The following is a 20655-nucleotide window of genomic DNA, read 5'->3' as shown; positions in this document are numbered from 1 at the left end:
GAGAGGCGACACGGCCAGGGGTGCGGTGTCGATCCCCCGTCCGGACCGGTGCTTGATGCTATCGAGCCCACCACGTGCGGTTCACCGCCTCTCGCCGAGCGTGAACGGGATCACCCGTTCGAGGGAAGGAGACGGACTCTGCGGCGTGGTGCGCCCCGTGCGGGCCGCGAACACCCTCACCGCCTCCGACTGTCCCCTTCCACCCGGTTTCATGCGTTCCGGACCTCCGGAGTCTTCGCGGCGGTGGCCCGTTCGAGCCAGTCGGCGTCGATCTGCCCCTCGGCGACGATCTCCGCGGGGCCGGTCATCTCGATCTCGCCGTCCGGATGTTCGGTGATCACCAGGCGGCCGCCGGGCAGGTCCACCGTGTACGTCACGGGGGTGCCGGTGACGGCCGGGTCCGCGCCGTCCCGGCGGGCCGTGGCGACGGCCACGGCACAGGCGCCGGTTCCGCAGGAGCGGGTCTCGCCGGAGCCGCGCTCGTGCACCCGCATGGCGACGTGGCGTGGTCCTCGGTCGACCACGAACTCGACGTTCACGCCGTCCGGATAGGCGGAGGCCGGGGCGAACGGCGGCGCGGTGAACAGGCTTCCGGCGTGCGCGAGGTCCTCCACGAAGGCGACCGCGTGGGGGTTGCCCATGTTGACGTTCCGGGCGGGCCAGCTGCGGCCGTCGACCGAGACGGTCACCTCTCCCTCGGGGAGCACCGCGCGGCCCATGCGCACGGTGACGTCGCCGTCCTTGGCCAGGTGCACGGTCTTCACCCCGCCGCGGGTGGCCACCGCCAGCTCGCCGGCCGTGACGTGCCCGGCGTGCTGAAGGTAGCGGGCGAAGGCGCGGACGCCGTTGCCGCACATCTCGGCGACCGAGCCGTCGCCGTTGCGGTAGTCCATGAACCACTCGGCCTCGCCGGCCATCTCCCGCGCCTCCGGGTGGGCGGCCGAACGCACCACGTGCAGCAGCCCGTCCCCGCCGATCCCCGCCCGGCGGTCGCACAGCGCGGCGACGGCGGCGGGGGGCAGGTCCACGGAGTTCTCGGGGTCCGGCACGATCACGAAGTCGTTCTCGGTGCCGTGGGCCTTGAGGAAGGCGATCCGCGTGCTCATCCTTCGATCGTACGGCCTGGCCGCGGCCGGTGACGCCTGACGGCCGGGGCCGCCGGGTGTCCGGGGCCGGACGGCGGGTGCGTTCACCGCAGGCGGGCGACGCGCCAGACCGCGAGCAGGACCACGGCGGCCACGATCACCGCGTAGGCCAGAGCGACCCGCCAGTCGGGCCGGCGGCCGGAGCCGCGCGGCGGCAGGCCGGGCCAGTTCTGGCCGACCCTGCGGGCGGCGACCAGGCCCCAGCCGGCCGCGCAGGAGCAGATCAGCACGCCCAGCATGGCGATCACCGCACCGCTGTCGCCGAAGTCGAAGGCGAGCGGGAAGGCGAACATCAGGGAGCCCGCGGCCGCCAGCCCCACCACGGGGGCGAGGTGCCAGGCGCTCAGCCGCCGGCGCGGGCGCAGCTCGATCTCGACCTCGGGGCCGGAGAACATCTCCTCGGGCGGCGGGCCGTCGTCGCTCACGCCGTCCTCGTCGCCCACGCCGTCGTCGTCGGCGTCCGGAGCCGTCGGCTCGCCGAGCCCCTGGGTGGGGAACAGGTCGTCCGTGGCGCGCGCGGACGGCGCACCGGGCAGGTCCGTCGCACCGGGCGCCGGGGCGTCGTCGCGCCCCCGGTCACCATCGGCGACCTGCCTCCCGTGTGCGGTGTCGCGAGGGCCGGCCTCCATCGCCACGCGCCCTCCTGACTGGGACTTCACTGGTCGATCGGATCACGATGATGGCACGCCGCCCGGGGCCCCGATGACGCCCGGAGCGTCCCGATGCCATCACGTGATCAGGCTGTAACCGGCCGTTCGAGCAGGGCGAGCGCCCGCCCGGGCAACTCGGCGGCGTCGGCGGCTGCCCCACTGAGCCAATGCACCCGCGGGTCGCGCCTGAACCACGAATCCTGGCGGCGCGCGAAGCGTTTGGTCGCGCGGACGGTCTCGGCGCGCGCCTCGTCCTCGGCGCACTCCCCCGCCAGCGCTGCGAGGATCTGCTGGTAGCCGAGCGCCCGGGACGCCGTGCGCCCCTCACGCAACCCCTGTGCCTCCAGCGCCTCCACCTCCGCGACCAGTCCGGCGTCCCACATCCGGTCGACACGGCGGGCGATCCGCTCGTCCAGCTCCGGCCGGGGCACGTCCACGCCGATCTGCACGGTGTCGTACACCGACTCGTGGCCGGGCAGGTTGGCGGTGAAGGGCTTCCCGGTGATCTCGACGACCTCGAGCGCGCGGACGATCCGGCGGCCGTTCGAGGGGAGGATCACGGCGGCGGCGTCGGGGTCGGCGGCGGCCAGCCGTGCGTGCAGCGGGCCGGGGCCGTGCTGCTCCAGCTCCGCCTCGAGACGGGCCCGGACCCGCGGGTCGGTGCCGGGGAACTCCATGCGGTCGACCGCGCCGCGCACGTACAGCCCCGAGCCGCCGACCAGGACCGGCCAGCGGCCCTCGGCGAGCAGCGCGTCGATGCGCGCGCGGGCCAGCTTCTGGTACTCGGCCACGCTGGCGGCGACGGTGACGTCCCAGATGTCCAGCAGGTGGTGCGTGATCCCGCCGCGCTCCTCGGGCGTCAGCTTGGCGGTGCCGATGTCCATGCCCCGGTAGAGCTGCATGGAGTCGGCGTTGATCACCTCGCCGCCGAGCCGCTGGGCGAGGAAGACGCCCAGGTCGGACTTGCCGGCGGCGGTGGGACCGACGACGGCGATGACGCGCGGGGTGGGACGAGTACTGCTCACGGCCCCAGTCTCCCAAACCCCGGCGGCGCTCCGGACCGCGGTGCCTCGGTCGGACGCGCGCATCCGGCCGGTCCCGGGAGGCATACGTACGGTGTGAAACGGACAGGTGTGTACCGACCCCACGGAAGGCGGGCAGGCGGACGATGAGTGGTTTCCTCGACAACCTGAAGAACAAGCTCGGTCCCGCGAAGGAGAAGGTCAACGACCTCGCCTCGCGGAACCAGGAGAAGATCCAGGACGGCATCGACAAGGCCGCGCGGAAGGTCGACGAGCGCACCAAGGGCAAGTACGCGGACAAGATCGAGCGGGGTACCGGCAAGGCCAAGGAGGCGGCGGCCCGCATGGCGGAGCCGAGGCCGGGCCACCACGGACACGGCGCCGGGCCGGCCACCGGGATGACCGGCGAGGAGGGTCCGGGTCCGGTGCGGCGCCCGGAGAGCGGCGACGGGGGCACGACGCCGCCGTCCTCGCCGCCGCCGGGGTACTGACCGGTCAGGTCCCGGTCGGCCTCCTGACCAGTTCCGCCGGGTGCGCCGGATCGGTCAGGTCCGGGACGCCGTCAGGTCCGGAACGCCGCGAGGTCCAAGGCACCCTCAGGTCCAGGACGCCACGAAGTAGCCCACCCCGTAGGGGGCGTCGTCGTGCAGCAGGCGGTGGCGGCCAAGGCCGCCGCCCGCGCCCGCGCCGGTGAGCACCTGCCAGGCGGGGCGGCCGGAGACCATCAGGTCGCGGGCGGTCTCCTCGTCGAGTCCGGCGAGGAAGCCCTCCCTGTCGCCCGAGGCGAGCGCGGCGGAGATCCGGGCGTCCAGCGGCGCGGCGCGCTCGTCCAGGTAACCGGGGGCCTTGAGGTCCCGGCGGGCGCTGCCGTCGCCCATCACCAGCAGGCCGACACGGCCCGCCCACCCGGCGATCTCCGCACCGTGGGCGCGACGCGTGGCGGGGTCGCCCGTCGCGGCGGCCTCGAACGCGCGGACGGGCCCGCGCCAGGCGGAGCGGGCCAGCAGCCAGGCGCCGACGGTGAGCGAAAGCGGCAGCGGCGTGTCCGCACCGCCCGGGTGCCGGTCCGGCTCCCCCAGCGTGACGTCCAGCGGAACGCCGTGGCCGCGGAAGGAGCCGGTGGCGCCGGCCTCGTGCACGGCGTCGCGCTCTCCGGGGCCCACCACGACGACCAGGTCGGGCTTCGCCTCGACCAGTGCGGTCACCGCCTCGTCGCAGGCGGCGCGCAGCGGCTCCAGCTCGGGCGCGGCGCCCTGGGAGACGTCGGGCACGAGCAGCGGGGGGCAGGGGCACACGGCGGCGGCGACAAGCATGATCGCAGCGTAACCCTCGCCCTCCCCCCGCGCCGAGGCCTCCCCGCACCGCGGGCGTCGCGAACGCCGGGCCGCGGCGCGGTGGCCTCGTGACCGTGAGGGGTCAGTCGCAGCCGCAGGCGGATGCCGGAGCCGGGCTCGGGGCGGGGGCGCCGATGCCGGGGAGGCCGAGCATGACGCCCGCCGGCTTGGCGGCCTCGGCCGCGTTCCGCTTCTCCCACGCGTCGCCCGCCCGCGTCCGGCGGACCGCCAGCACGGGCCCCTCCGCCAGCAGGTGGTGCGGCGCCGCGTAGGTGACCTCGACGGTCACCACGTCACCCGGCCGCACCTCCTCGTCCGGCTTGGTGAAGTGGACGAGCCGGTTGTCGGGCGCCCGCCCGGACAGCCGCCGCGTCGCGCCGTCCTTGCGGCCCTCACCCTCGGCGACCATGAGCTCCAGCGTCCGGCCGACCTGCTTCTTGTTCTCGTCCCAGGAGATCTCCTCCTGCAGGGCGACCAGCCGCTCGTAGCGCGCCTGGACGACCTCCTTGGGGATCTGGTCCTCCATGGTGGCCGCCGGGGTGCCGGGCCGCTTGGAGTACTGGAAGGTGAAGGCCTGCGCGAACCGCGCCTCGCGGACCACGTGCAGCGTCTGCTCGAAGTCCTCCTCGGTCTCGCCGGGGAAGCCCACGATGATGTCGGTGGTGATCGCCGCGTGCGGGATCGCGGCCCGCACCTTCTCGATGATCCCCAGGTACCGCTCCTGCCGGTAGGAGCGGCGCATCGCCTTGAGGACGGTGTCGGAGCCGGACTGCAGCGGCATGTGCAGCTGCGGCATCACGTTCGGCGTCTCGGCCATCGCGGCGATCACGTCGTCGGTGAAGTCCCGCGGGTGCGGCGAGGTGAAGCGGACCCGCTCCAGGCCCTCGATCTTCCCGCAGGCCCGCAGCAGCTTGCTGAACGCCTCGCGGTCGCCGATGTCGGAGCCGTAGGCGTTGACGTTCTGGCCGAGCAGGGTGATCTCCGAGACGCCCTCGGCGACCAGCGCCTCGATCTCGGCGAGGATGTCGCCGGTGCGGCGGTCCTTCTCCTTGCCGCGCAGCGCCGGGACGATGCAGAAGGTGCAGGTGTTGTTGCAGCCGACGGAGATCGACACCCAGGCCGCGTAGGCGCTCTCGCGGCGGGTGGGCAACGTGGAGGGGAACGCCTCGAGCGACTCGGCGATCTCGACCTGCGCCTCCTCCTGGACGCGGGCGCGCTCCAGCAGGACGGGCAGCTTGCCGATGTTGTGCGTGCCGAAGACGACGTCCACCCAGGGCGCCTTCTTGACGATGGTGTCGCGGTCCTTCTGGGCGAGGCAGCCGCCGACGGCGATCTGCATGCCGGGGCGCGAGGCCTTCCGGGGCGCGAGGCGGCCGAGGTTGCCGTAGAGGCGGTTGTCGGCGTTCTCGCGGACGGCGCAGGTGTTGAAGACGACGACGTCCGCGTCGCCGTCCGACCCCTCGGGTGCGCGGACGTAACCGGCGCCCTCGAGCAGCCCGGAGAGCCGCTCGGAGTCGTGGACGTTCATCTGGCACCCGTAGGTGCGTACCTCGTAGGTCTTCAGACCCACCGCCGTGTCCACGACGGCCTCGTCCACTGCCCCGCTCACCGCGTCGCTCCGGTCCATGCTGCTCATGGGACACAAGGGTAAAGGTGCGCCGGACCCGCCCCGCACGCCTCCCGGGGACGCGCGGTCACAGGCGGGCGCGCATCGACTCGCAGACGCCGTGCACCCCGTCGATCCGGTGCTCGGCGCCGCCCGCGTGGAGCACCCCCCGGTAACGGCCGTACATCTGGAAGTAGTCGATGGCCAGGAGCCCCAGCTGGTGGCGGACCTCCTTGCGGCCCTCCGGTTCGAAGAAGACGTCCAGCCGTCCGTCCCGGGAGGTGATCCGCCAGGGCGCGGTGGCGTCGTCCGGGCGCTCGGGGGTGAAGGAGATCTCACCCAGCGGCTCGCAGACGCCCGGGCCCCAGATCGCCGACTCCTCGGGCTCGCCCGGCAGCTCGGGGCGGTCGGCGAAGTTGGCGCCGATCACCCCGTCGGCGGTGGGCAGCGCGAAGGTGCCCCACAGCCAGCGGGTGCGGTAGGCCAGGAAGGAACGGTGCTCGTCCAGGACGGCGAGGTCGCGTCCTGCGTCGAAGACGTACTCGGCGGAGCCGGCCCGGAGCACGCCCTCGACGGGGAAGGCCGCCTTGTGCGTGTACATCCGTCCGCCGCCCGGCAGCCGGGAGCTCACCGACAGGGGCGCGCTCGCGGCGCGGGCGTCCAGGGTCAGCTCGGCGCCGAAGGCCGGGGCGGACCCGGTGGCGGCGATGTCGACGTGGATCGTGTGCCGGCCGGCCCGGGCGTCGAAGTCGTAGACGATCCGGTGGCCGGGCCGGTCGAAGGAGCAGTGCCCGCCGTCCAGCAGGTTCGCGGGCAGCTCGGCACAGCCGCCGCGGGCGTTGGCCGCGTGCTGGTGCAGGACGCCGGTGCGCCGGTCGTGGGCGTACATCTCGCAGGAGGCCAGGTACTGGGCGTCCTGGACGATCAGGGACGACCAGACGTCCGGGTGCAGCAGCGTGAACCCGGCCCACTCCTTCAGCCGTGGCCGCCGCATCAGGCGCGCGAGCCCGGTGAACTCGTCGAGCGGGTTGACGCGGGCCGGGCGCGAGGAAAGCCGGCCGTACCGGCGGACCCCGCCCTCGACCAGGAGCGGGAGAGCGGCGGCAGCGGCGGGCTCGTGGGAGGCGGACACAAGGCCGGAGCCAACCATCACCCCGGGAGCCGGTCAACGGTTCGCGCCCCTCCGCGGCCCGCGACGGTGACGCGTCGCACACGGCCGGCGGGCCGCCGGGGTGACCTCCGGCCTACCGGCGGGCCACGACCGCTGGCAGGATCGCTGCCATGTTCCCGGCTGCGACCCGAATCGGCAGACGACGGGCCTTCACGGGCTCCGCCGTCGCGCTCGTCGTGCTGGCCGTCCTGGTGTGGTGGGTGCAGCCCTTCAGCAGGACCCCTCCGAGCGGGAAGGTGGTCTTCGGCACCGGCACCAGGGCCGGCGTGTACCAGCTGTACGGCGAGAAGCTGCGCGGCGAGCTGGCCGTGGACATGCCGGACCTGTCGGTGGAGCTGAAGACCTCGCTGGGCTCCCAGCAGAACGTGGCCATGGTGGCCCTGGACAAGACCCAGTTCGCCATCGCCGCCGCGGACGCCGTGGAGAACTACCGCAACGAGGGCAAGCCGGGGGCGCGTGACCTGCGGGGCGTGGCGCGCCTGTACGACGACTACCTCCAGCTGATCGTGCCCGTGGGTTCCAGGGTCCACCACGTCGACGACCTGAAGGGGCTGCGGGTGGGGATCGGCCCCGACCACTCCGGCGTGCAGCTGATAGCCAACGGCGTCCTGCGGGCCGCGGGGCTGGACCCGGCCGAGGACGTGGTGCCGCACCGCGACGGCATCGACACCGGGCCGGGCAAGCTGGAACGCGGCGAGATCGACGCCTTCTTCTGGTCGGGCGGCCTGCCCACCCGCGGCCTGGTGGACCTCTCCAAAAGGTTCGACTACCGCTTCGTGCCCATCGAGAGCACCCTGGTCACCGCCCTGCACCGGCAGGACGACATGGTCGGGCACCACTACCGCCCCGCCACCATGCCGGAGTCCGCCTACCCGCGGGCGATGGACGGCGAGCCGGTGCAGACCCTGGCCGTCTCCAACCTGCTGATCACCCGCGAGGACGTGGACCCGGAGCTCATCGAGTGGTTCACCCGCACGGTGATCCGCAGCCGGGACCAGATCGGCGAGGAGGTCCACGCCGCCCAGGTGGTCGACGTGCGCACCGCCGTGGACACCCACCCCCTGCCGCTGCACGAGGGCGCGCGGACGTACTACCGCTCGGTCAAGCCCTAGGCCCGGTGCGGGGCAGCGTCACCGTCACCCCGAGGCCGTGCGGCGCGTTGTGCGAGAACTCCAGGGAGCCGCCCGCCGCCGCCAGCAGCGCCTTGGAGATCGACAGGCCGAGGCCGGACCCGCTGACGTTCTGGTGGCGGCCGCTGCGCCAGAACCGGTCCCCCACGCGCTGGAGTTCCTCGTCGGTCAGGCCCGGCCCCTCGTCGACCACGACCACCCTCGCGGTCCGCCCGTTCGCGGCCACCGAGACGTGCACCTCGCCGCCCTCGGGAGTGAACTTCACCGCGTTGTCGATCACGGCGTCCAGCGCGCTGGAGAGGGTGACCGGATCGGCCCAGGCGGTGGTGGGGGGGCAGGTGCCGGTCAACGTGACCCCCTTGGCCTCGGCGGCCGGCGCCCAGGCGGCGACGCGTTCGTCGGCGAGCGCGCCGATGTCGGCGAGGCCCAGCTCGGGTTCGGCGTGCTCGGCGAGCGCCAGGTCCAGCAGGTCGTCGAGGACCTGGGTGAGCCGCCTGCCCTCGACGCGCACCGAGGCGATCTCCTCGTTGCCCTCGGGCAGTTCCAGCGCCAGCAGCTCGATCCGCAGCAGCAGGGCGGACAGCGGGTTGCGCAGCTGGTGCGAGGCGTCGGCCACGAACGCCCGCTGCTGCTCGAGCACCTGCTCCACGTGGTCCGCCATCTCGTTGAACGATTCGGCCAGCCGCTGCAGTTCGGGCGGTCCTCCGGCCGCGGCGACCCTGGACTTGAGGCGTCCGGTGGCGATGTCGTGGGTGGTGGCGTCCAGGACCCGGACCGGCCTGAGCACCCAGTGGGTCAGGCGCAGCGCGGCGCCGACGGCGACCAGCATCGCCGCCAGCTCCCCGGCGGCGATCAGCAGCCAGCCCCGCAGGGTGCGGTCGCGCATCCCGTCCGTGGGCGAGTCGGTGACCACCACCGCGACGACGTCGCCGTCGCGGATCACCGGGGAGGCGACCACCAGCCGCCGGTCCTGCCAGGGCCACACCTGCGCCGGGTCGTGACTGCGACGGCTCAGCCGCGCCTCCTCGAACGCGGTGCGCACCTCGCCGCCGCGCGGCAGCTTCCAGTCGTCGGGGGCGGAGGTCAGCAGGGCGCCGTTGCGCTTGAAGACGCCGGCCCGGATGCCGTACACGTCGTGGTAGGTCCGCAGCTCGCGGGCGAGGCTCTCGGCCCGCTCGCCGGCCGCCCCGTCGGGCACGTCGCCGGGCGCCAGGGTGCGGACGAACTGGGCCAGGGCGGCGAAGCGGGCGGTGTCGTCGATCCGGTCGACCACCACCCGCTGCTGCTCGGCGGCGGCCACGCTCACCGCCAGGGGCACGCCCAGGGCGAGCAGCACGGCCGCCATCAGAACGATCAGCAGCGGAAGAAGCCTGGTGCGCACCCGTCCCCTAGGCGGCCGGGGCGACGAGTCGGTACCCGACGCCGCGAACGGTCTCTATCAGCGTCGGCCGGCGCAACTTGGAGCGGAGCGAGGCGACGTGCACCTCGAGAGTACGCCCGGTCCCCTCCCAGCTGGTCCGCCAGACCTCGCTGATGATCTGCTCGCGCCGGAAGACCACGCCGGGTCGCTGCGCGAGCAGGGCGAGCAGGTCGAACTCCTTGCGGGTGAGGGCCACCACCGCGCCGTCGACGGTGACCTGCCGGGTGGACAGCTCGATCCGCACCGTTCCCAGGTCGAGCACGGAGGCGTCGGCGCCGCCGGTGCTCTCCTCGGAGGCGTGCCGGCGGCTGACCGCGTGGATGCGGGCGAGCAGCTCACCGGTGTCGTAGGGCTTCACGACGTAGTCGTCGGCCCCCAGGTTGAGGCCGTGGATGCGGGAGCGGACGTCGGCCCGGGCGGTCACCATGATCACCGGGGTGGTGGTCCGCCTGCGTATGCGTCCGCAGACCTCGAAGCCGTCCTGGTCGGGCAGCCCGAGGTCGAGGAGGACGACGGCGAAGGCGGGGCCGCCGGGCACCAGCGCGCGCAGCGCCTCCTCGCCGTTGCGGGCGTGGGTGACGCTGAACCCGTGCCGGGCGAGGACCGCGGTCAGGGCCGCCGCCACGTGGTTGTCGTCCTCGACGAGGAGCAGTCTCATGATGTCCGGCCCTCCCTTCGGCCGTCCCGTCCGGTGCGGCCTCGCGACCGGAACTCCTACCGGGTACCACCCCTCCGACACGTTGTGGAGCGCCGCGAAGGGATTCGTTACCCACCCGGTACGCAGCAGGACGTCCCAACTACGGCTTGTGTCCGATTGCTATCCGATCGTGATGCTCAATTTCCGCTCAGAAGTAATGCGCTGGTAGGACCGGGTTATTAAGGTCCTCCGAAACCGAGGAGGACGGAGCCAGCAAACGATGACCGATGTAACGGTGGCCAAGGAAGATGCGGCCCCGGTCGGCGATCTCGTGGTCCTGAAGAACGTCAACAAGCACTTCGGCGCTCTGCACGTGCTCCAGGACATCGATCTGACCATCGCCCGCGGTGAGGTTGTCGTGGTCATCGGACCTTCCGGGTCCGGCAAGTCCACTCTGTGCCGCACCATCAACCGCCTGGAGACCATCGACTCCGGCGAGATCACGATCGACGGCCGGCCCCTGCCCGCGGAGGGCAAGGAGCTGGCGCGGCTGCGCGCCGACGTCGGCATGGTCTTCCAGTCGTTCAACCTGTTCGCCCACAAGACGGTCCTCGAGAACGTCACCCTGGGCCAGGTCAAGGTCCGCAAGGCCGACAAGAAGGCGGCCGAGGAGAAGGCGCGGGCCCTGCTCGACCGGGTCGGCGTCGGCGCGCAGGCGGACAAGTTCCCGGCCCAGCTCTCCGGCGGCCAGCAGCAGCGCGTCGCCATCGCGCGGGCGCTGGCCATGGACCCGAAGGTGATGCTCTTCGACGAGCCCACCTCGGCCCTGGACCCGGAGATGATCAACGAGGTGCTGGAGGTCATGCAGCAGCTCGCCCGCGACGGCATGACCATGATCGTCGTCACGCACGAGATGGGCTTCGCCCGCTCGGCCGCGAACCGGGTCGTGTTCATGGCGGACGGACGGATCGTCGAAGAGGCGGCTCCGGAGCAGTTCTTCAGCAACCCCCGCAGCGACCGGGCCAAGGACTTCCTGTCCAAGATCCTGCATCACTGACACCACCGCCGGCGCTCCCGCCGGGATCACTTCGAGGCGCCCGCGCCACCTCCCGCCGCCGGATCCGTCCGGGGGCGGGTCGCATCTCGTCATCACGCAAAGGATGTTCACCATGCAGCTTCGCAAGATCACCGCCGCCTCCGCGGCCGTCGTCGCCCTGGCCCTGACCGCCACCGCCTGCGGCTCCGGCGAGAAGGACGACAAGGGTGGTTCCGAGGGCGGCAAGGGCAAGATCACCGTCGGCATCAAGTTCGACCAGCCGGGCCTCGGCCAGAAGACGCCGCAGGGTTACGCCGGCTTCGACGTCGACGTGGCGAAGTACGTCGCCAAGGAGCTCGGTTACTCCGAGGGCCAGATCGAGTTCAAGGAGTCGAAGAGCCAGGACCGCGAGAACATGCTCGCGCGTGGCGACGTCGACTTCATCGCCGCCACCTACTCGATCAACGACGAGCGTGAGCAGAAGGTCGACTTCGCCGGTCCGTACCTGCTGGCCCACCAGGACCTGCTGGTCCGCGCCGACGACGACTCCATCAAGTCGGCCGAGGACCTGAACAGCAAGAAGCTCTGCTCGGTGACCGGCTCGACCTCCGCGCAGAACGTCAAGCAGAAGCTGGCCCCCAAGGCCCAGCTGCAGGAGTACCCGACCTACTCCGCCTGCCTGACCGGCCTGCAGAACGGTGCCGTCGACGCGCTGACCACGGACGACTCGATCCTCGCCGGCTACGCCGCGCAGGACTCCCACAAGGGCAAGTTCAAGCTCGCCGGCCTCGAGCTGTCGAACGAGAACTACGGCATCGGCGTCAAGGAGGGCAGCGACCTCAAGGCGAAGATCAACAAGGCCCTCGAGAAGATGGTTTCCGACGGCTCGTGGGAGAAGGCGGTCAAGGCCAACTTCGGCCCCGCGAACTACGAGTACGAGCCCGCGCCGTCGATCGGCGACATCAAGAAGTAACGTCCAGCGGCCTCACCACGGCGGCACCGTCCTCCCGGCTCCGGCCAGGAGGGCGGGCCGCCTGCCCTGAGCCAACCGACACGCGGAAGCGCGGGAGATCGTGTTCGACTTTCTTGAAGGTTACGACCTGCTGGGGGCCTTCTGGGCGACGGTGCAACTCACCGTCTACTCAGCGATCGGCTCCCTCATATGGGGAACCCTGCTGGCCGGCATGCGGGTGGGCCCGGTGCCGCTGATGCGCGCCTTCGGCACCGCGTACGTGAACCTCGTACGCAACATCCCGCTGACCGTGATCATCCTGTTCAGCTCGCTGGGCCTGAACCAGACGCTGGGGGTGAAGCTCGGGGGCGGTGAGGACTTCGACACCATCAACTTCCGGCTGGCCGTGCTGGGCCTGATCCTCTACACCTCGGCGTTCGTCTGCGAGGCGCTGCGTTCCGGCATCAACACCGTGCCCCTCGGCCAGGCGGAGGCCGCGCGCGCCCTCGGCCTGAACTTCGGCCAGGTACTCCGGCTCATCGTGCTGCCGCAGGCGTTCCGCGCGGCGGTGAACCCGCTGGCCAACGTGCTGATCGCGCTGACCAAGAACACCACGGTCGCAGCGGTCATCGGCGTCGCCGAGGCCTCGCTGCTGATGAACGAAATGATCGAGAACGAGGCGCAGCTGGTGCTGATCGGCGCGGTCTTCGCGTTCGGTTTCGTGTGCCTGACGCTGCCCACCGGCGTGCTGATGGGTCTGCTGGGCAAGAAGGTGGCGGTGAAGCGATGAGCGCGTCGGTTCTCTACGAGGCCCAGGGCCCCCGTGCCAAGGCCCGCAACGTCATCTACACAGCCGTCTTCCTGGTCTCCGTGGCCGTGCTGCTGTGGTGGGTCTACACCTCGCTGGACGAGAAGGGCCAGCTCGACTGGTCGCTGTGGTCGCCCTTCTTCGGCAGCGAGGCGTGGACGACCTACTTCCTGCCGGGCCTGAAGAACACCTTGCTCGCCGCGGCCCTGTCCCTGGTGATAGCCCTGCCGCTGGGCGCGGTCCTCGGTATCGCCCGGCTCTCGGACCACGCGTGGGTCCGGGTACCGGCCACGGTGGTCGTGGAGTTCTTCCGCGCGATCCCGGTACTGATCCTGATGCTCTTCTGCCGGGAGGTGTACGTCGCGTACACCGGCGTCAGCAGCGACGCCCGGCCGCTGTACGCGGTGGTCACCGGTCTGGTGCTCTACAACGCCTCGGTTCTCGCCGAGGTCGTCCGGGCCGGCATCCTCTCCCTGCCGAAGGGGCAGTCCGAGGCCGCCCTGGCCATCGGTCTGCGCAAGAACCAGATGATGCGGATGGTGCTCCTGCCCCAGGCGGTCACCGCGATGCTGCCGGCCATCGTCAGCCAGATCGTGGTCATCGTGAAGGACACCGCGCTCGGCGGCTACATGCTGGCCTTCCCCGAGATGCTGTCCAACGCCACGACGGCGAGCTCCTACTACGGCGCCAACATCATCGCCTGCCTCACGGTCGCGGCGCTCATCTTCATCGTGGTCAACTTCGCCCTCACCTCGTTCGCGAGCTGGCTGGAGAAGCGTCTGCGGCGCGGCAAGAAGTCCACCGGCGTGCCCCTTGCACCTGACGGAGGCGTCGACCAGTCGGGCTTCGGCGCCGCGGCGAACTGACACCACGTCAGTTCCGTGACGTCCCAGGTGACGCGGGAAGCATCCGACGGAGGCAGTGGCGGGCTCGCCACTGCCTCCGTCGCTTGACGCGGACACCTGCAATGGGTTGCATAACCATGTGATCGCGCACTCTGCTCCACCCCCCTCCGCCCCGGTGCTCGTCGTGGGCGCGGGACCGGTGGGGCTCACCCTCGCGCTCGCACTGGCGTGCCAGGGAGTCCACGCGGTGGTCCTCGACGAGGGGCAGGGCGGCGCGGAGCCGCGTCCGGCCCGCACGGTGGTGCTGCATCCGGACACCGCGGCGCTGATCACCCGGGTCACCGGCGGGGGCCTCGACCGGCTGGGGCTGCGCTGGAGCGGCTGGCGCGCGCTGCGCGGCCGCCGGACCGCCTTCGAGGCGACCTTCGGCACGGCTCCTGGGACCGTCGCCGACGGCGCCCCGCTGCACCTCCCCCAGCACGCGCTGACCGGTGCGCTGCGCGCGGCGGCCGTACGGGAACCGCTGGTCACCCTGGTCCCGGAGAGCCGGCTCGACGCCCTGGAACAGGACGCCTCCCAGGTCCGCGCACGGGCCCGCTCCGCGCACGGCACCTGGTGGGAGGGCTCCCACCTGGTCGGCTGTGACGGCGCCCGGTCCACGGTGCGCAAGCTGCTCGACATCCGCTTCCCCGGCCGTACCGCGGTGGAGCGGCACGCGGTGGCGACCCTGCGGGTCGACCTGCCCCTGCCGGGCACCGGGATCCTGCACCGCACCCCGCCGTGGCGGTCGTCGGCGCCGTTCGCCGGTGAGGTGGTGGGGCGGCCGCTGCCGGACGGGGCGTGGCGGCTGGACTGGCTGATGCCACCGCCCCGCGACCCCGCGGCGGACCTGGTCACCCCGGACGTGCTGGTGGCGCTGGTGCGCGAGACGCTGGCCGGCTGGGACGACGCCGACCTGCCGCCGCCCTACGAACTGCTGGACACCGGGGTGCACACGGTCCACCACCGGCTGGCCCGGCGCTGGCGGCGGGGCCGGGCCTTCCTGGCCGGGGACGCCGCCCACCTGCTGGGCTCACTGGGCGGCCAGGGCCTCGAGGAGGGTCTGCGGGACGCGGAGAACCTCGCCTGGAAGCTGGCCTTCGTGCGGCGCGGCGAGGCCCCCGAGGCACTGCTGGACACCTACCAGGCCGAGCGGAGGGCGGCGGTGTCCGCCCGGCTGCGCGCGGCCGACCAGGCGCTGCCGATACTGCGCGGCGGTGGGCTGCGCAGCTATGTGCCGGGGACGGCGCGTGCCCAGGACGCCCTGCTGGTCGACGGTCACCTCGGACGCGGCGCCCTCGGCGGACCGGGACGCTACGGGTCGTCACCGCTGCTGCCTACGCCGACGGACGCGGACGTGGTGGTGGACACGGCCCCCGGTGAACTGGTGCGGGACGTACGGGTCACCGCGGAGGACGGCTCCGCCACCGGCCTGTGGGAGCGGCTGGGCCGCGGCACGCTGTCGGTGGTGCTGGTCGCGCCGGGCACCGGGGTGTGGGAGCGGCGCCACTGGGCGGGCGCCGGGATCATGCCCGCCCTGGCCGAGGCGGTGCGGACGCTGCCGGCGCCCGCGGAGCTGCTGGTGACCGAGACGTATCCGGGGGCCCCGGCGCACACGGTGCTGCTGGTGCGGCCGGACGGCCGTCTGGTCACCGCACTGTCCGGAGTCCGCCCGCAGCAACTGCGCGCGGCGGCCGAGGCGGCGACCGGCGTGAACCTGACGGTTCCGGGTCCGTCCACGCCGGAGCCGGAGACGGAACGGGCGGGGGCGCGCTAGGCGTCGCCTGCGGGCCCCGGCCGGAGCGGGCGGGGCGTCGGCCTGTGCATCGCCGTCAGCGCCTGGGGACCCGCTGTCCAGGGCGGTGGCCCGCCCTGCGGCGCGGCCGGATCCGGGGGGGGTGGCGGGGCGGAGGGCGTCGGGTCGAATGGACGTCGGGCGCCCGGTCAGCAGGCGTCGTCCCCGGACGCCCCGGCGTACTCGTCGAACTCCAGCTCCTCGCCCTCGGCCTCCAGCGCCTCGCGGACCACGCGCAGGGCCAGGCCCTCCGGGTAGCCCTTGCGGGCGAGCATCCCGGCGAGACGGCGCATCCGCTTGTCGCGGTCCAGACCCCGGGTGGAGCGCAGCTTGCGGGCGACCAGGTCGCGGGCAGTGGCCTCCTCCTGGTCGCTGTCGAGCCGGGAGACCGCCTCGTCGATCAGCGAGGAATCCACGCCCTTGGTCCGCAGCTCGCGGGCGAGGGCGCGCCGGGCCAGACCCCGGCCGTGGTGGCGGGACTCCACCCACGCTCCGGCGAAGGCGCCGTCGTCGATCAGGCCCACCTCCTCGAAGCGGGTGAGCACCTCCTCGGCGACGTCGTCGGGGATCTCCCGCTTGCGCAGGGCGTCGGCGAGCTGCTTGCGGGTCCGCGGGGACCCGGTGAGCAGACGCAGGCAGATGCCCCGCGCCCGCTCGGCCGGATCCCCGCGGTCACCGTCGTGAGCGATGCGATCGACCTGCTCGCCGCGCGTCCCGCGGCTCTTGCGACTGCCGCGACCGGGACGACGGGCCGGACCGGGCGGGCCGGCCTCGTCGTCGGGGCCGGCCTCACCGGCCCATTCGGTTCGGCGCGTCACGGATCAGCCCTTGGCCGCCGCGGCCTTGGCCTTGGTGGCCCGGGTGGTGGGAGCCGGGACGGCCTTGGCGGCGTCCGCGCCCTCGCCGGCGGCGGCCGGCTCGGTGGCAGCCGCGGCGGCCTCCTCCTCGGTCGGCTTGATGACGCCGAGCTTGGTCTTGATCTTCCGCTCGATCTCCTCCGCCAGGGCGGGGTTGTCCTTGAGGAAGTTGCGGGCGTTCTCCTTGCCCTGGCCGAGCTGGTCGCCCTCGTACGTGTACCAGGCACCGGCCTTGCGGACGAAGCCGTGCTCGACGCCCATGTCGATCAGGCCGCCCTCGCGGCTGATGCCCTGGCCGTAGAGGATGTCGAACTCGGCCTGCTTGAACGGCGGGGCCACCTTGTTCTTGACCACCTTGCAGCGGGTGCGGTTGCCGACCGCGTCCGTGCCGTCCTTCAGGGTCTCGATGCGGCGGATGTCGATGCGCACCGAGGCGTAGAACTTCAGCGCCCGGCCACCGGTCGTGGTCTCCGGGGAGCCGAACATGACGCCGATCTTCTCGCGGAGCTGGTTGATGAAGATCGCCGTGGTCTTGGACTGGTTGAGCGCGCTGGTGATCTTCCGCAGCGCCTGGCTCATCAGACGGGCCTGCAGACCCACGTGACTGTCGCCCATCTCGCCCTCGATCTCCGCACGCGGGACCAGCGCCGCGACGGAGTCGATGACGATCAGGTCGAGCGCGCCGGAGCGGACCAGCATGTCCACGATCTCCAGCGCCTGCTCGCCGTTGTCGGGCTGCGAGAGGATCAGGTTGTCGACGTCCACGCCGAGCTTGCGGGCGTACTCGGGGTCGAGCGCGTGCTCCGCGTCGACGAACGCCACCTGGCCGCCGGCCTTCTGCGCGTTCGCCACCGCGTGCAGGGTCAGCGTGGTCTTGCCGGAGGACTCGGGGCCGTAGATCTCCACCACCCGGCCGCGCGGCAGGCCGCCGACGCCGAGCGCCACGTCCAGGGCGGTCGAGCCGGTCGGGATGACCTCGATGGGCTCCTGGGTGCGGTCGCCCATACGCATGACCGCGCCCTTGCCGAATTGCCGTTCAATCTGCGCGAGGGCTGTTTCCAGCGCCTTCTCGCGGTCGGTTCCTGCCATGGGTTCCACCCGGTTTGCTTGAGTCGATCGCTTCACGTCAAAGACGCTAACGCCTGCCACTGACAACGCGCCCCGACGCCCGTCCACCCTGTGGAAAACTCGGGCGCATCTCACCTCAAACCGTACAGAAGTACCGTTGCGAGACGGATGCCCGAGGACCACCGGCATCCCCATGAGAATGCTTGTTCGATTTTCGTGTCAAATCATGACGAGGGCGTGCCCGGCCCCACCGGATTCACACCCGGGAACCGCGCCGGAGCCCCCGGACCCGGCGGAACAGCCCGCGGGCGGCCTCGTCCGCGGCCCTCCGCGGACGGCCGTGCACCCGCGGGTCGTCCGTCACGTCGTACCGCTTCACGTAGGCCCCCAGGAACGCCTGCAGGGTCGCCACGGCCGGGATCGCGATCAGCGCGCCGACCGCGCCCAGCAGCGCGGTGCCGGCGATCACCGAGCCGAAGGCGACCGCCGGGTGGATGTCCACGGTCCGCGCGGTCAGCTTCGGCTGCAGCAGGTAGTTCTCGAACTGCTGGTACACCACCACGAAGACCAGCACCCACAACGCGTACCAGGGGTTCACCGTGAAGGCGATCAGCATCGGCAGCGCGCCCGCGAGGTAGGTACCGATGGTCGGGATGAACTGCGACACCAGGCCCACCCAGACCGCCAGCACCGGCGCGTAGGGCACCTCCATGGCCTGCAGCAGGAAGAAGTGGGCCAGTCCGGAGATCAGCGCCATCAGGCCCCGCGAGTAGATGTAGCCGCCGGTCTTGTCGACGGCGATCTCCCAGGCGCGCAGCACCTCGGCCTGCTTGGCGGGAGGCAGCACGGAGCACAGCGCGCGCCGCAGGCGAGGGCCGTCGGCGGCGAAGTAGAACGAGAACAGGGTGACGGTCAGCAGCTGGAACAGGCCGCCGAGCACTTGCGCGGACACGTCCAGCACCCCGCTGGCGCTGTCCTCGACGTACGCGCGCAGCCGGTCCGAGCTGAGCAGGCTCTCCTGGACGTCGACCCGGCGCAGTTCGGTGTCGAAGTGGACGTTGATCCAGTTGATCACCGAGTCCAGGTAATCGGGGAAGTCCTCGATGATCCGGATGACCTGGTCGGCGAGCATCGTGCTCATCAGGGTGACGAAGCCGGCCGTGCCGGCCAGCACGCCGAGGAAGACCAGGCAGGCCGCCACGCCCCGCCGGATCCCGCGGGACGCCATCCAGCCGACCGCGGGTTCGATGGCGAGCGCCAGGAAGAAGGCGATCAGCACGTTGATCAGCAGGCCGGTCAGCCGGTGGAAGGCCCAGCTGCCCAGCTGGAACACGGCGACCAGGGCCAGCGCGAGCACCATGGCCCGCGGCAGCCACCGGGGCATCCGGGCGGCACGCGTCCCGTCCGCCGCGCCCGGCTCGCCACCGGCGGGCCGCGACGCGGCGACCGCGTCCCGCGGCACCCCGGGGACGGCCGGCGACGCCTCGCGGGCGGCGGGCGGCACATCGGCGGAGGGCGGTGGCACCTCGGCGGAGGGCGGTGGCGCCTCGGGCCGCTGGGGCGGTACTCCGGGGTCCGCGGCGGCCGCCGTCGCGTCCGTCCCCTTGCTGCTCTCTGTCCCCTCAGGCCCTGTCACGCGTCAAGTCTCGCCCACCCCGCGAGGGTGGGAACACCTCTCGGCGATTCAGCGCTTTTCCGGCGGGACGCCCATCGCGGCGCACACCGCCCGCCACACGTCCTTGGCCTCCCAGCCGGCGTCCAGAGCCTGGTGGACGGTGCGCCCGCCCAGCTCCGTCATCACATGGTCGCGCGCGAAGGAGTCGGCGTACCCCGGACCGAAGTGATCCGCCATCCGCTGCCAGAAGACCGTCAACCGCATGCCTCCAGTATCCGCCCTCCGAGGTCACGCCAGCGCCCGCACCCCCGCCGTGACGGCCACCGCGACCCCCACCACCACGAGGAACGGCGCCCGCAGGAGCAGCGCCACCCCCGCCGCGCCCACGCCCAGCACCCTGGCGTCCAGCACCAGCTCCCGCCCGTCGCCGAACGTCTGCTGCGCCGTGAGCGCCGCCAGCAGGGCCACCGGGAGCAGCGCCGCGAGGCGCCGCACCAGCGGCCGCTCCAGCACGGCGCCCGGCACCAGCAGTCCGGCCAGCTTCACGGCGTAGCAGCCCACCGCCGTCAGCCCGATCGCGATCCAGACGTTCACTCCCGCTCCTCCCCGCGTCCTGCTCCGGTCTCGTCCGCGCCGCCGGAGCCGACGGCGGCCTCGTCGTCCACCGCGCCCCGGGAGCCGGCGGCCGGCGGTGCGGCACCACGCCGGGCCCCCCGTCGCCCCTGGACGTACAGCACCAGGGGCGCGGCCAGCCCCGCCACCAGCACCGGCACCCCGGCCGGCAGCACCGGCAGCAGGCCGAGCCCGAGCACCACCGCGACCACGGCCACCGCCCGCTCCACCGTGCCCCGCAGCATCGGCGCCAGCAGCGCCAGGAAGACGGCGGGACCGGCGGCGTCCAGCCCCCAGGCGTCGGTGTCCCCGATGGCCTCCGCGCCCAGCGCGCCGAGCAGCGTGGTGACGTTCCACAGCACGTAGAGGGTGGCGCCGGTGACCGTGAAGCCGAGCCGGGCCGAACGCCGGTCGGGCTGGGCCAGCGCCACCGCGGTCGTCTCGTCGATCACCCACTGCGCCGCGACGGGCCGCACCGGCCTCCGCAGCGCCAGCAACTGCGACAGGCGCAGCCCGTAGAAGGCGTTGCGCACGCCCAGGAAGAAGGCCCCGGCCGCCGCCGTGAAGGGGTTGCCACCCGCCGCCAGCGCTCCCACCAGGGCGAACTGCGACGCCCCGGTGAAGATGAGCAGGCTCGTCACGCACGTCTGCAGCAGGGTCAGTCCGGCGCCCGCGGAGGTCACTCCGAAGGCGAAGCCGGACAGCCCCACGGCGACGCCGACCCCGAGCGCGTCCCGGACCACCGCCGCGTCGGCCTTGCCGCCGCCGGTGTCCGCGGGCTCGGGACGTTCCGTATGTGCTGTCTCGTGTGCCACACACGCAGCCTAGGCAGGTGCGCCCCGAGCGGGTCGATGTGTTCGATATTCGGGCAGGTGCGCGGCGGCGGTCGTCCGGGCAGGCGGGCGGCGACTGT

General features: G+C 72.6%; 21 protein-coding genes. 7 read left to right on the top strand and 14 right to left on the bottom strand.

The features are described from left to right. Positions 1-209 precede the first annotated feature (209 nt). From dapF to miaA, 3 genes are all read right to left on the bottom strand, one after another. On the bottom strand, positions 210-1106 hold the full coding sequence (gene dapF / locus Sfr03f_RS02280) for a diaminopimelate epimerase (protein WP_108952000.1): 897 nt from the start codon (positions 1104-1106) through the stop codon (positions 210-212). 83 nt (positions 1107-1189) lie between these two features. Beyond that, entirely contained in the window at positions 1190-1780 is a 591-nt protein-coding gene (locus Sfr03f_RS02275) for a hypothetical protein (RefSeq protein WP_372514442.1), read from the bottom strand. Between the two features lie 101 nt (positions 1781-1881). Beyond that, on the bottom strand, positions 1882-2820 hold the full coding sequence (gene miaA, locus Sfr03f_RS02270) for a tRNA (adenosine(37)-N6)-dimethylallyltransferase MiaA (protein WP_108951998.1): 939 nt from the start codon (positions 2818-2820) through the stop codon (positions 1882-1884). A 143-nt stretch (positions 2821-2963) separates the two neighbouring features. Here miaA and Sfr03f_RS02265 point away from each other — a divergent pair, with 143 nt between their 5' ends. Then, the gene (locus tag Sfr03f_RS02265; RefSeq protein ID WP_108951997.1) at positions 2964-3308 is read left to right on the top strand and encodes an antitoxin; all 345 of its coding nucleotides are present in this window, start codon (positions 2964-2966) and stop codon (positions 3306-3308) included. A gap of 105 nt (positions 3309-3413) precedes the next feature. Here the strand turns inward: Sfr03f_RS02265 and Sfr03f_RS02260 are convergent, their stop codons facing one another. The 3 genes from Sfr03f_RS02260 to Sfr03f_RS02250 all read right to left on the bottom strand — a co-directional run bounded on the left by Sfr03f_RS02260 (position 3414) and on the right by Sfr03f_RS02250 (position 6889). After that, positions 3414-4130 carry a class III extradiol dioxygenase subunit B-like domain-containing protein gene (locus Sfr03f_RS02260; protein ID WP_108951996.1) on the bottom strand — a complete coding sequence of 239 codons (717 nt, stop codon included), beginning with the start codon at positions 4128-4130 and terminating at the stop codon, positions 3414-3416. 103 nt (positions 4131-4233) lie between these two features. Continuing rightward, positions 4234-5787: a tRNA (N6-isopentenyl adenosine(37)-C2)-methylthiotransferase MiaB gene (gene miaB / locus Sfr03f_RS02255; RefSeq protein ID WP_108951995.1), complete on the bottom strand. Its 1554-nt coding sequence runs from the start codon at positions 5785-5787 to the stop codon at positions 4234-4236. Between the two features lie 58 nt (positions 5788-5845). Beyond that, positions 5846-6889: a DUF2804 domain-containing protein gene (locus Sfr03f_RS02250; protein ID WP_218028120.1), complete on the bottom strand. Its 1044-nt coding sequence runs from the start codon at positions 6887-6889 to the stop codon at positions 5846-5848. A 149-nt stretch (positions 6890-7038) separates the two neighbouring features. Here Sfr03f_RS02250 and Sfr03f_RS02245 point away from each other — a divergent pair, with 149 nt between their 5' ends. Beyond that, complete coding sequence (locus Sfr03f_RS02245) at positions 7039-8040, top strand: TAXI family TRAP transporter solute-binding subunit (protein WP_108951993.1); 1002 nt, start codon at positions 7039-7041, stop codon at positions 8038-8040. Here the strand turns inward: Sfr03f_RS02245 and Sfr03f_RS02240 are convergent. Next, complete coding sequence (locus tag Sfr03f_RS02240) at positions 8030-9439, bottom strand: sensor histidine kinase (protein ID WP_108951992.1); 1410 nt, start codon at positions 9437-9439, stop codon at positions 8030-8032. The genes Sfr03f_RS02245 and Sfr03f_RS02240 overlap by 11 nt on opposite strands. Positions 9440-9446: 7 nt before the next feature. After that, positions 9447-10136: a response regulator transcription factor gene (locus tag Sfr03f_RS02235; RefSeq protein ID WP_108951991.1), complete on the bottom strand. Its 690-nt coding sequence runs from the start codon at positions 10134-10136 to the stop codon at positions 9447-9449. A gap of 259 nt (positions 10137-10395) precedes the next feature. Here Sfr03f_RS02235 and Sfr03f_RS02230 point away from each other — a divergent pair, with 259 nt between their 5' ends. The 5 genes from Sfr03f_RS02230 (at position 10396) to Sfr03f_RS02210 (ending at position 15572) form a co-directional block, all read left to right on the top strand. Next, positions 10396-11172: an amino acid ABC transporter ATP-binding protein gene (locus tag Sfr03f_RS02230; protein ID WP_108951990.1), complete on the top strand. Its 777-nt coding sequence runs from the start codon at positions 10396-10398 to the stop codon at positions 11170-11172. 112 nt (positions 11173-11284) lie between these two features. Continuing rightward, positions 11285-12124 (top strand): glutamate ABC transporter substrate-binding protein, encoded by an 840-nt coding sequence (locus tag Sfr03f_RS02225; protein ID WP_108951989.1) that lies wholly within the window; start codon positions 11285-11287, stop codon positions 12122-12124. 100 nt (positions 12125-12224) lie between these two features. Further along, entirely contained in the window at positions 12225-12893 is a 669-nt protein-coding gene (locus tag Sfr03f_RS02220) for an amino acid ABC transporter permease (RefSeq protein ID WP_108951988.1), read from the top strand. Beyond that, on the top strand, positions 12890-13777 hold the full coding sequence (locus Sfr03f_RS02215) for an amino acid ABC transporter permease (protein WP_108951987.1): 888 nt from the start codon (positions 12890-12892) through the stop codon (positions 13775-13777). The genes Sfr03f_RS02220 and Sfr03f_RS02215 overlap by 4 nt, the downstream gene beginning before the upstream one ends. Positions 13778-13895: 118 nt before the next feature. Beyond that, positions 13896-15572 carry an FAD-dependent monooxygenase gene (locus Sfr03f_RS02210; protein WP_245967361.1) on the top strand — a complete coding sequence of 559 codons (1677 nt, stop codon included), beginning with the start codon at positions 13896-13898 and terminating at the stop codon, positions 15570-15572. A gap of 167 nt (positions 15573-15739) precedes the next feature. Here the strand turns inward: Sfr03f_RS02210 and recX are convergent, their stop codons facing one another. The 6 genes from recX to Sfr03f_RS02180 form a co-directional block, all read right to left on the bottom strand. After that, complete coding sequence (recX, locus tag Sfr03f_RS02205) at positions 15740-16408, bottom strand: recombination regulator RecX (RefSeq protein WP_108951986.1); 669 nt, start codon at positions 16406-16408, stop codon at positions 15740-15742. Positions 16409-16411: 3 nt separating this feature from the next. Further along, a complete protein-coding gene (recA, locus tag Sfr03f_RS02200; RefSeq protein ID WP_108951985.1) occupies positions 16412-17536 on the bottom strand; it encodes a recombinase RecA in 1125 nt (374 codons plus the stop codon). A gap of 235 nt (positions 17537-17771) precedes the next feature. Continuing rightward, the gene (locus Sfr03f_RS02195) at positions 17772-18899 is read right to left on the bottom strand and encodes an AI-2E family transporter (protein WP_174721552.1); all 1128 of its coding nucleotides are present in this window, start codon (positions 18897-18899) and stop codon (positions 17772-17774) included. A 300-nt stretch (positions 18900-19199) separates the two neighbouring features. After that, positions 19200-19394 (bottom strand): DUF3046 domain-containing protein, encoded by a 195-nt coding sequence (locus Sfr03f_RS02190; protein WP_108951983.1) that lies wholly within the window; start codon positions 19392-19394, stop codon positions 19200-19202. Between the two features lie 24 nt (positions 19395-19418). After that, a complete protein-coding gene (locus Sfr03f_RS02185) occupies positions 19419-19724 on the bottom strand; it encodes an AzlD domain-containing protein (RefSeq protein ID WP_108951982.1) in 306 nt (101 codons plus the stop codon). Continuing rightward, positions 19721-20557: an AzlC family ABC transporter permease gene (locus Sfr03f_RS02180; RefSeq protein WP_108951981.1), complete on the bottom strand. Its 837-nt coding sequence runs from the start codon at positions 20555-20557 to the stop codon at positions 19721-19723. The genes Sfr03f_RS02185 and Sfr03f_RS02180 overlap by 4 nt, the downstream gene beginning before the upstream one ends. Positions 20558-20655: the final 98 nt, after the last annotated feature.

The organism is Streptomyces fragilis (assembly GCF_003112515.1).
GTDB classification, from domain to species: domain Bacteria; phylum Actinomycetota; class Actinomycetes; order Streptomycetales; family Streptomycetaceae; genus Streptomyces; species Streptomyces fragilis.
The sequence above is the reverse complement of the archived record's forward strand: the minus strand, read 5'-3'. Positions and strand labels throughout refer to the sequence as shown.

Bases quoted from the DNA above. Each gene is read 5' to 3' on its own strand.
- dapF (WP_108952000.1), bottom strand. From the start codon at position 1,106: ATGAGCACGCGGATCGCCTTCCTCAAGGCCCACGGCACCGAGAACGAC.
- Sfr03f_RS02265 (WP_108951997.1), top strand. From the start codon at position 2,964: ATGAGTGGTTTCCTCGACAACCTGAAGAACAAGCTCGGTCCCGCGAAG.
- Sfr03f_RS02260 (WP_108951996.1), bottom strand. From the start codon at position 4,130: ATGCTTGTCGCCGCCGCCGTGTGCCCCTGCCCCCCGCTGCTCGTGCCC.
- miaB (WP_108951995.1), bottom strand. From the start codon at position 5,787: ATGAGCAGCATGGACCGGAGCGACGCGGTGAGCGGGGCAGTGGACGAG.
- Sfr03f_RS02245 (WP_108951993.1), top strand. From the start codon at position 7,039: ATGTTCCCGGCTGCGACCCGAATCGGCAGACGACGGGCCTTCACGGGC.
- Sfr03f_RS02235 (WP_108951991.1), bottom strand. From the start codon at position 10,136: ATGAGACTGCTCCTCGTCGAGGACGACAACCACGTGGCGGCGGCCCTG.
- Sfr03f_RS02230 (WP_108951990.1), top strand. From the start codon at position 10,396: ATGACCGATGTAACGGTGGCCAAGGAAGATGCGGCCCCGGTCGGCGAT.
- Sfr03f_RS02225 (WP_108951989.1), top strand. From the start codon at position 11,285: ATGCAGCTTCGCAAGATCACCGCCGCCTCCGCGGCCGTCGTCGCCCTG.
- Sfr03f_RS02215 (WP_108951987.1), top strand. From the start codon at position 12,890: ATGAGCGCGTCGGTTCTCTACGAGGCCCAGGGCCCCCGTGCCAAGGCC.
- recA (WP_108951985.1), bottom strand. From the start codon at position 17,536: ATGGCAGGAACCGACCGCGAGAAGGCGCTGGAAACAGCCCTCGCGCAG.
- Sfr03f_RS02195 (WP_174721552.1), bottom strand. From the start codon at position 18,899: ATGCCCCGGTGGCTGCCGCGGGCCATGGTGCTCGCGCTGGCCCTGGTC.
- Sfr03f_RS02190 (WP_108951983.1), bottom strand. From the start codon at position 19,394: ATGCGGTTGACGGTCTTCTGGCAGCGGATGGCGGATCACTTCGGTCCG.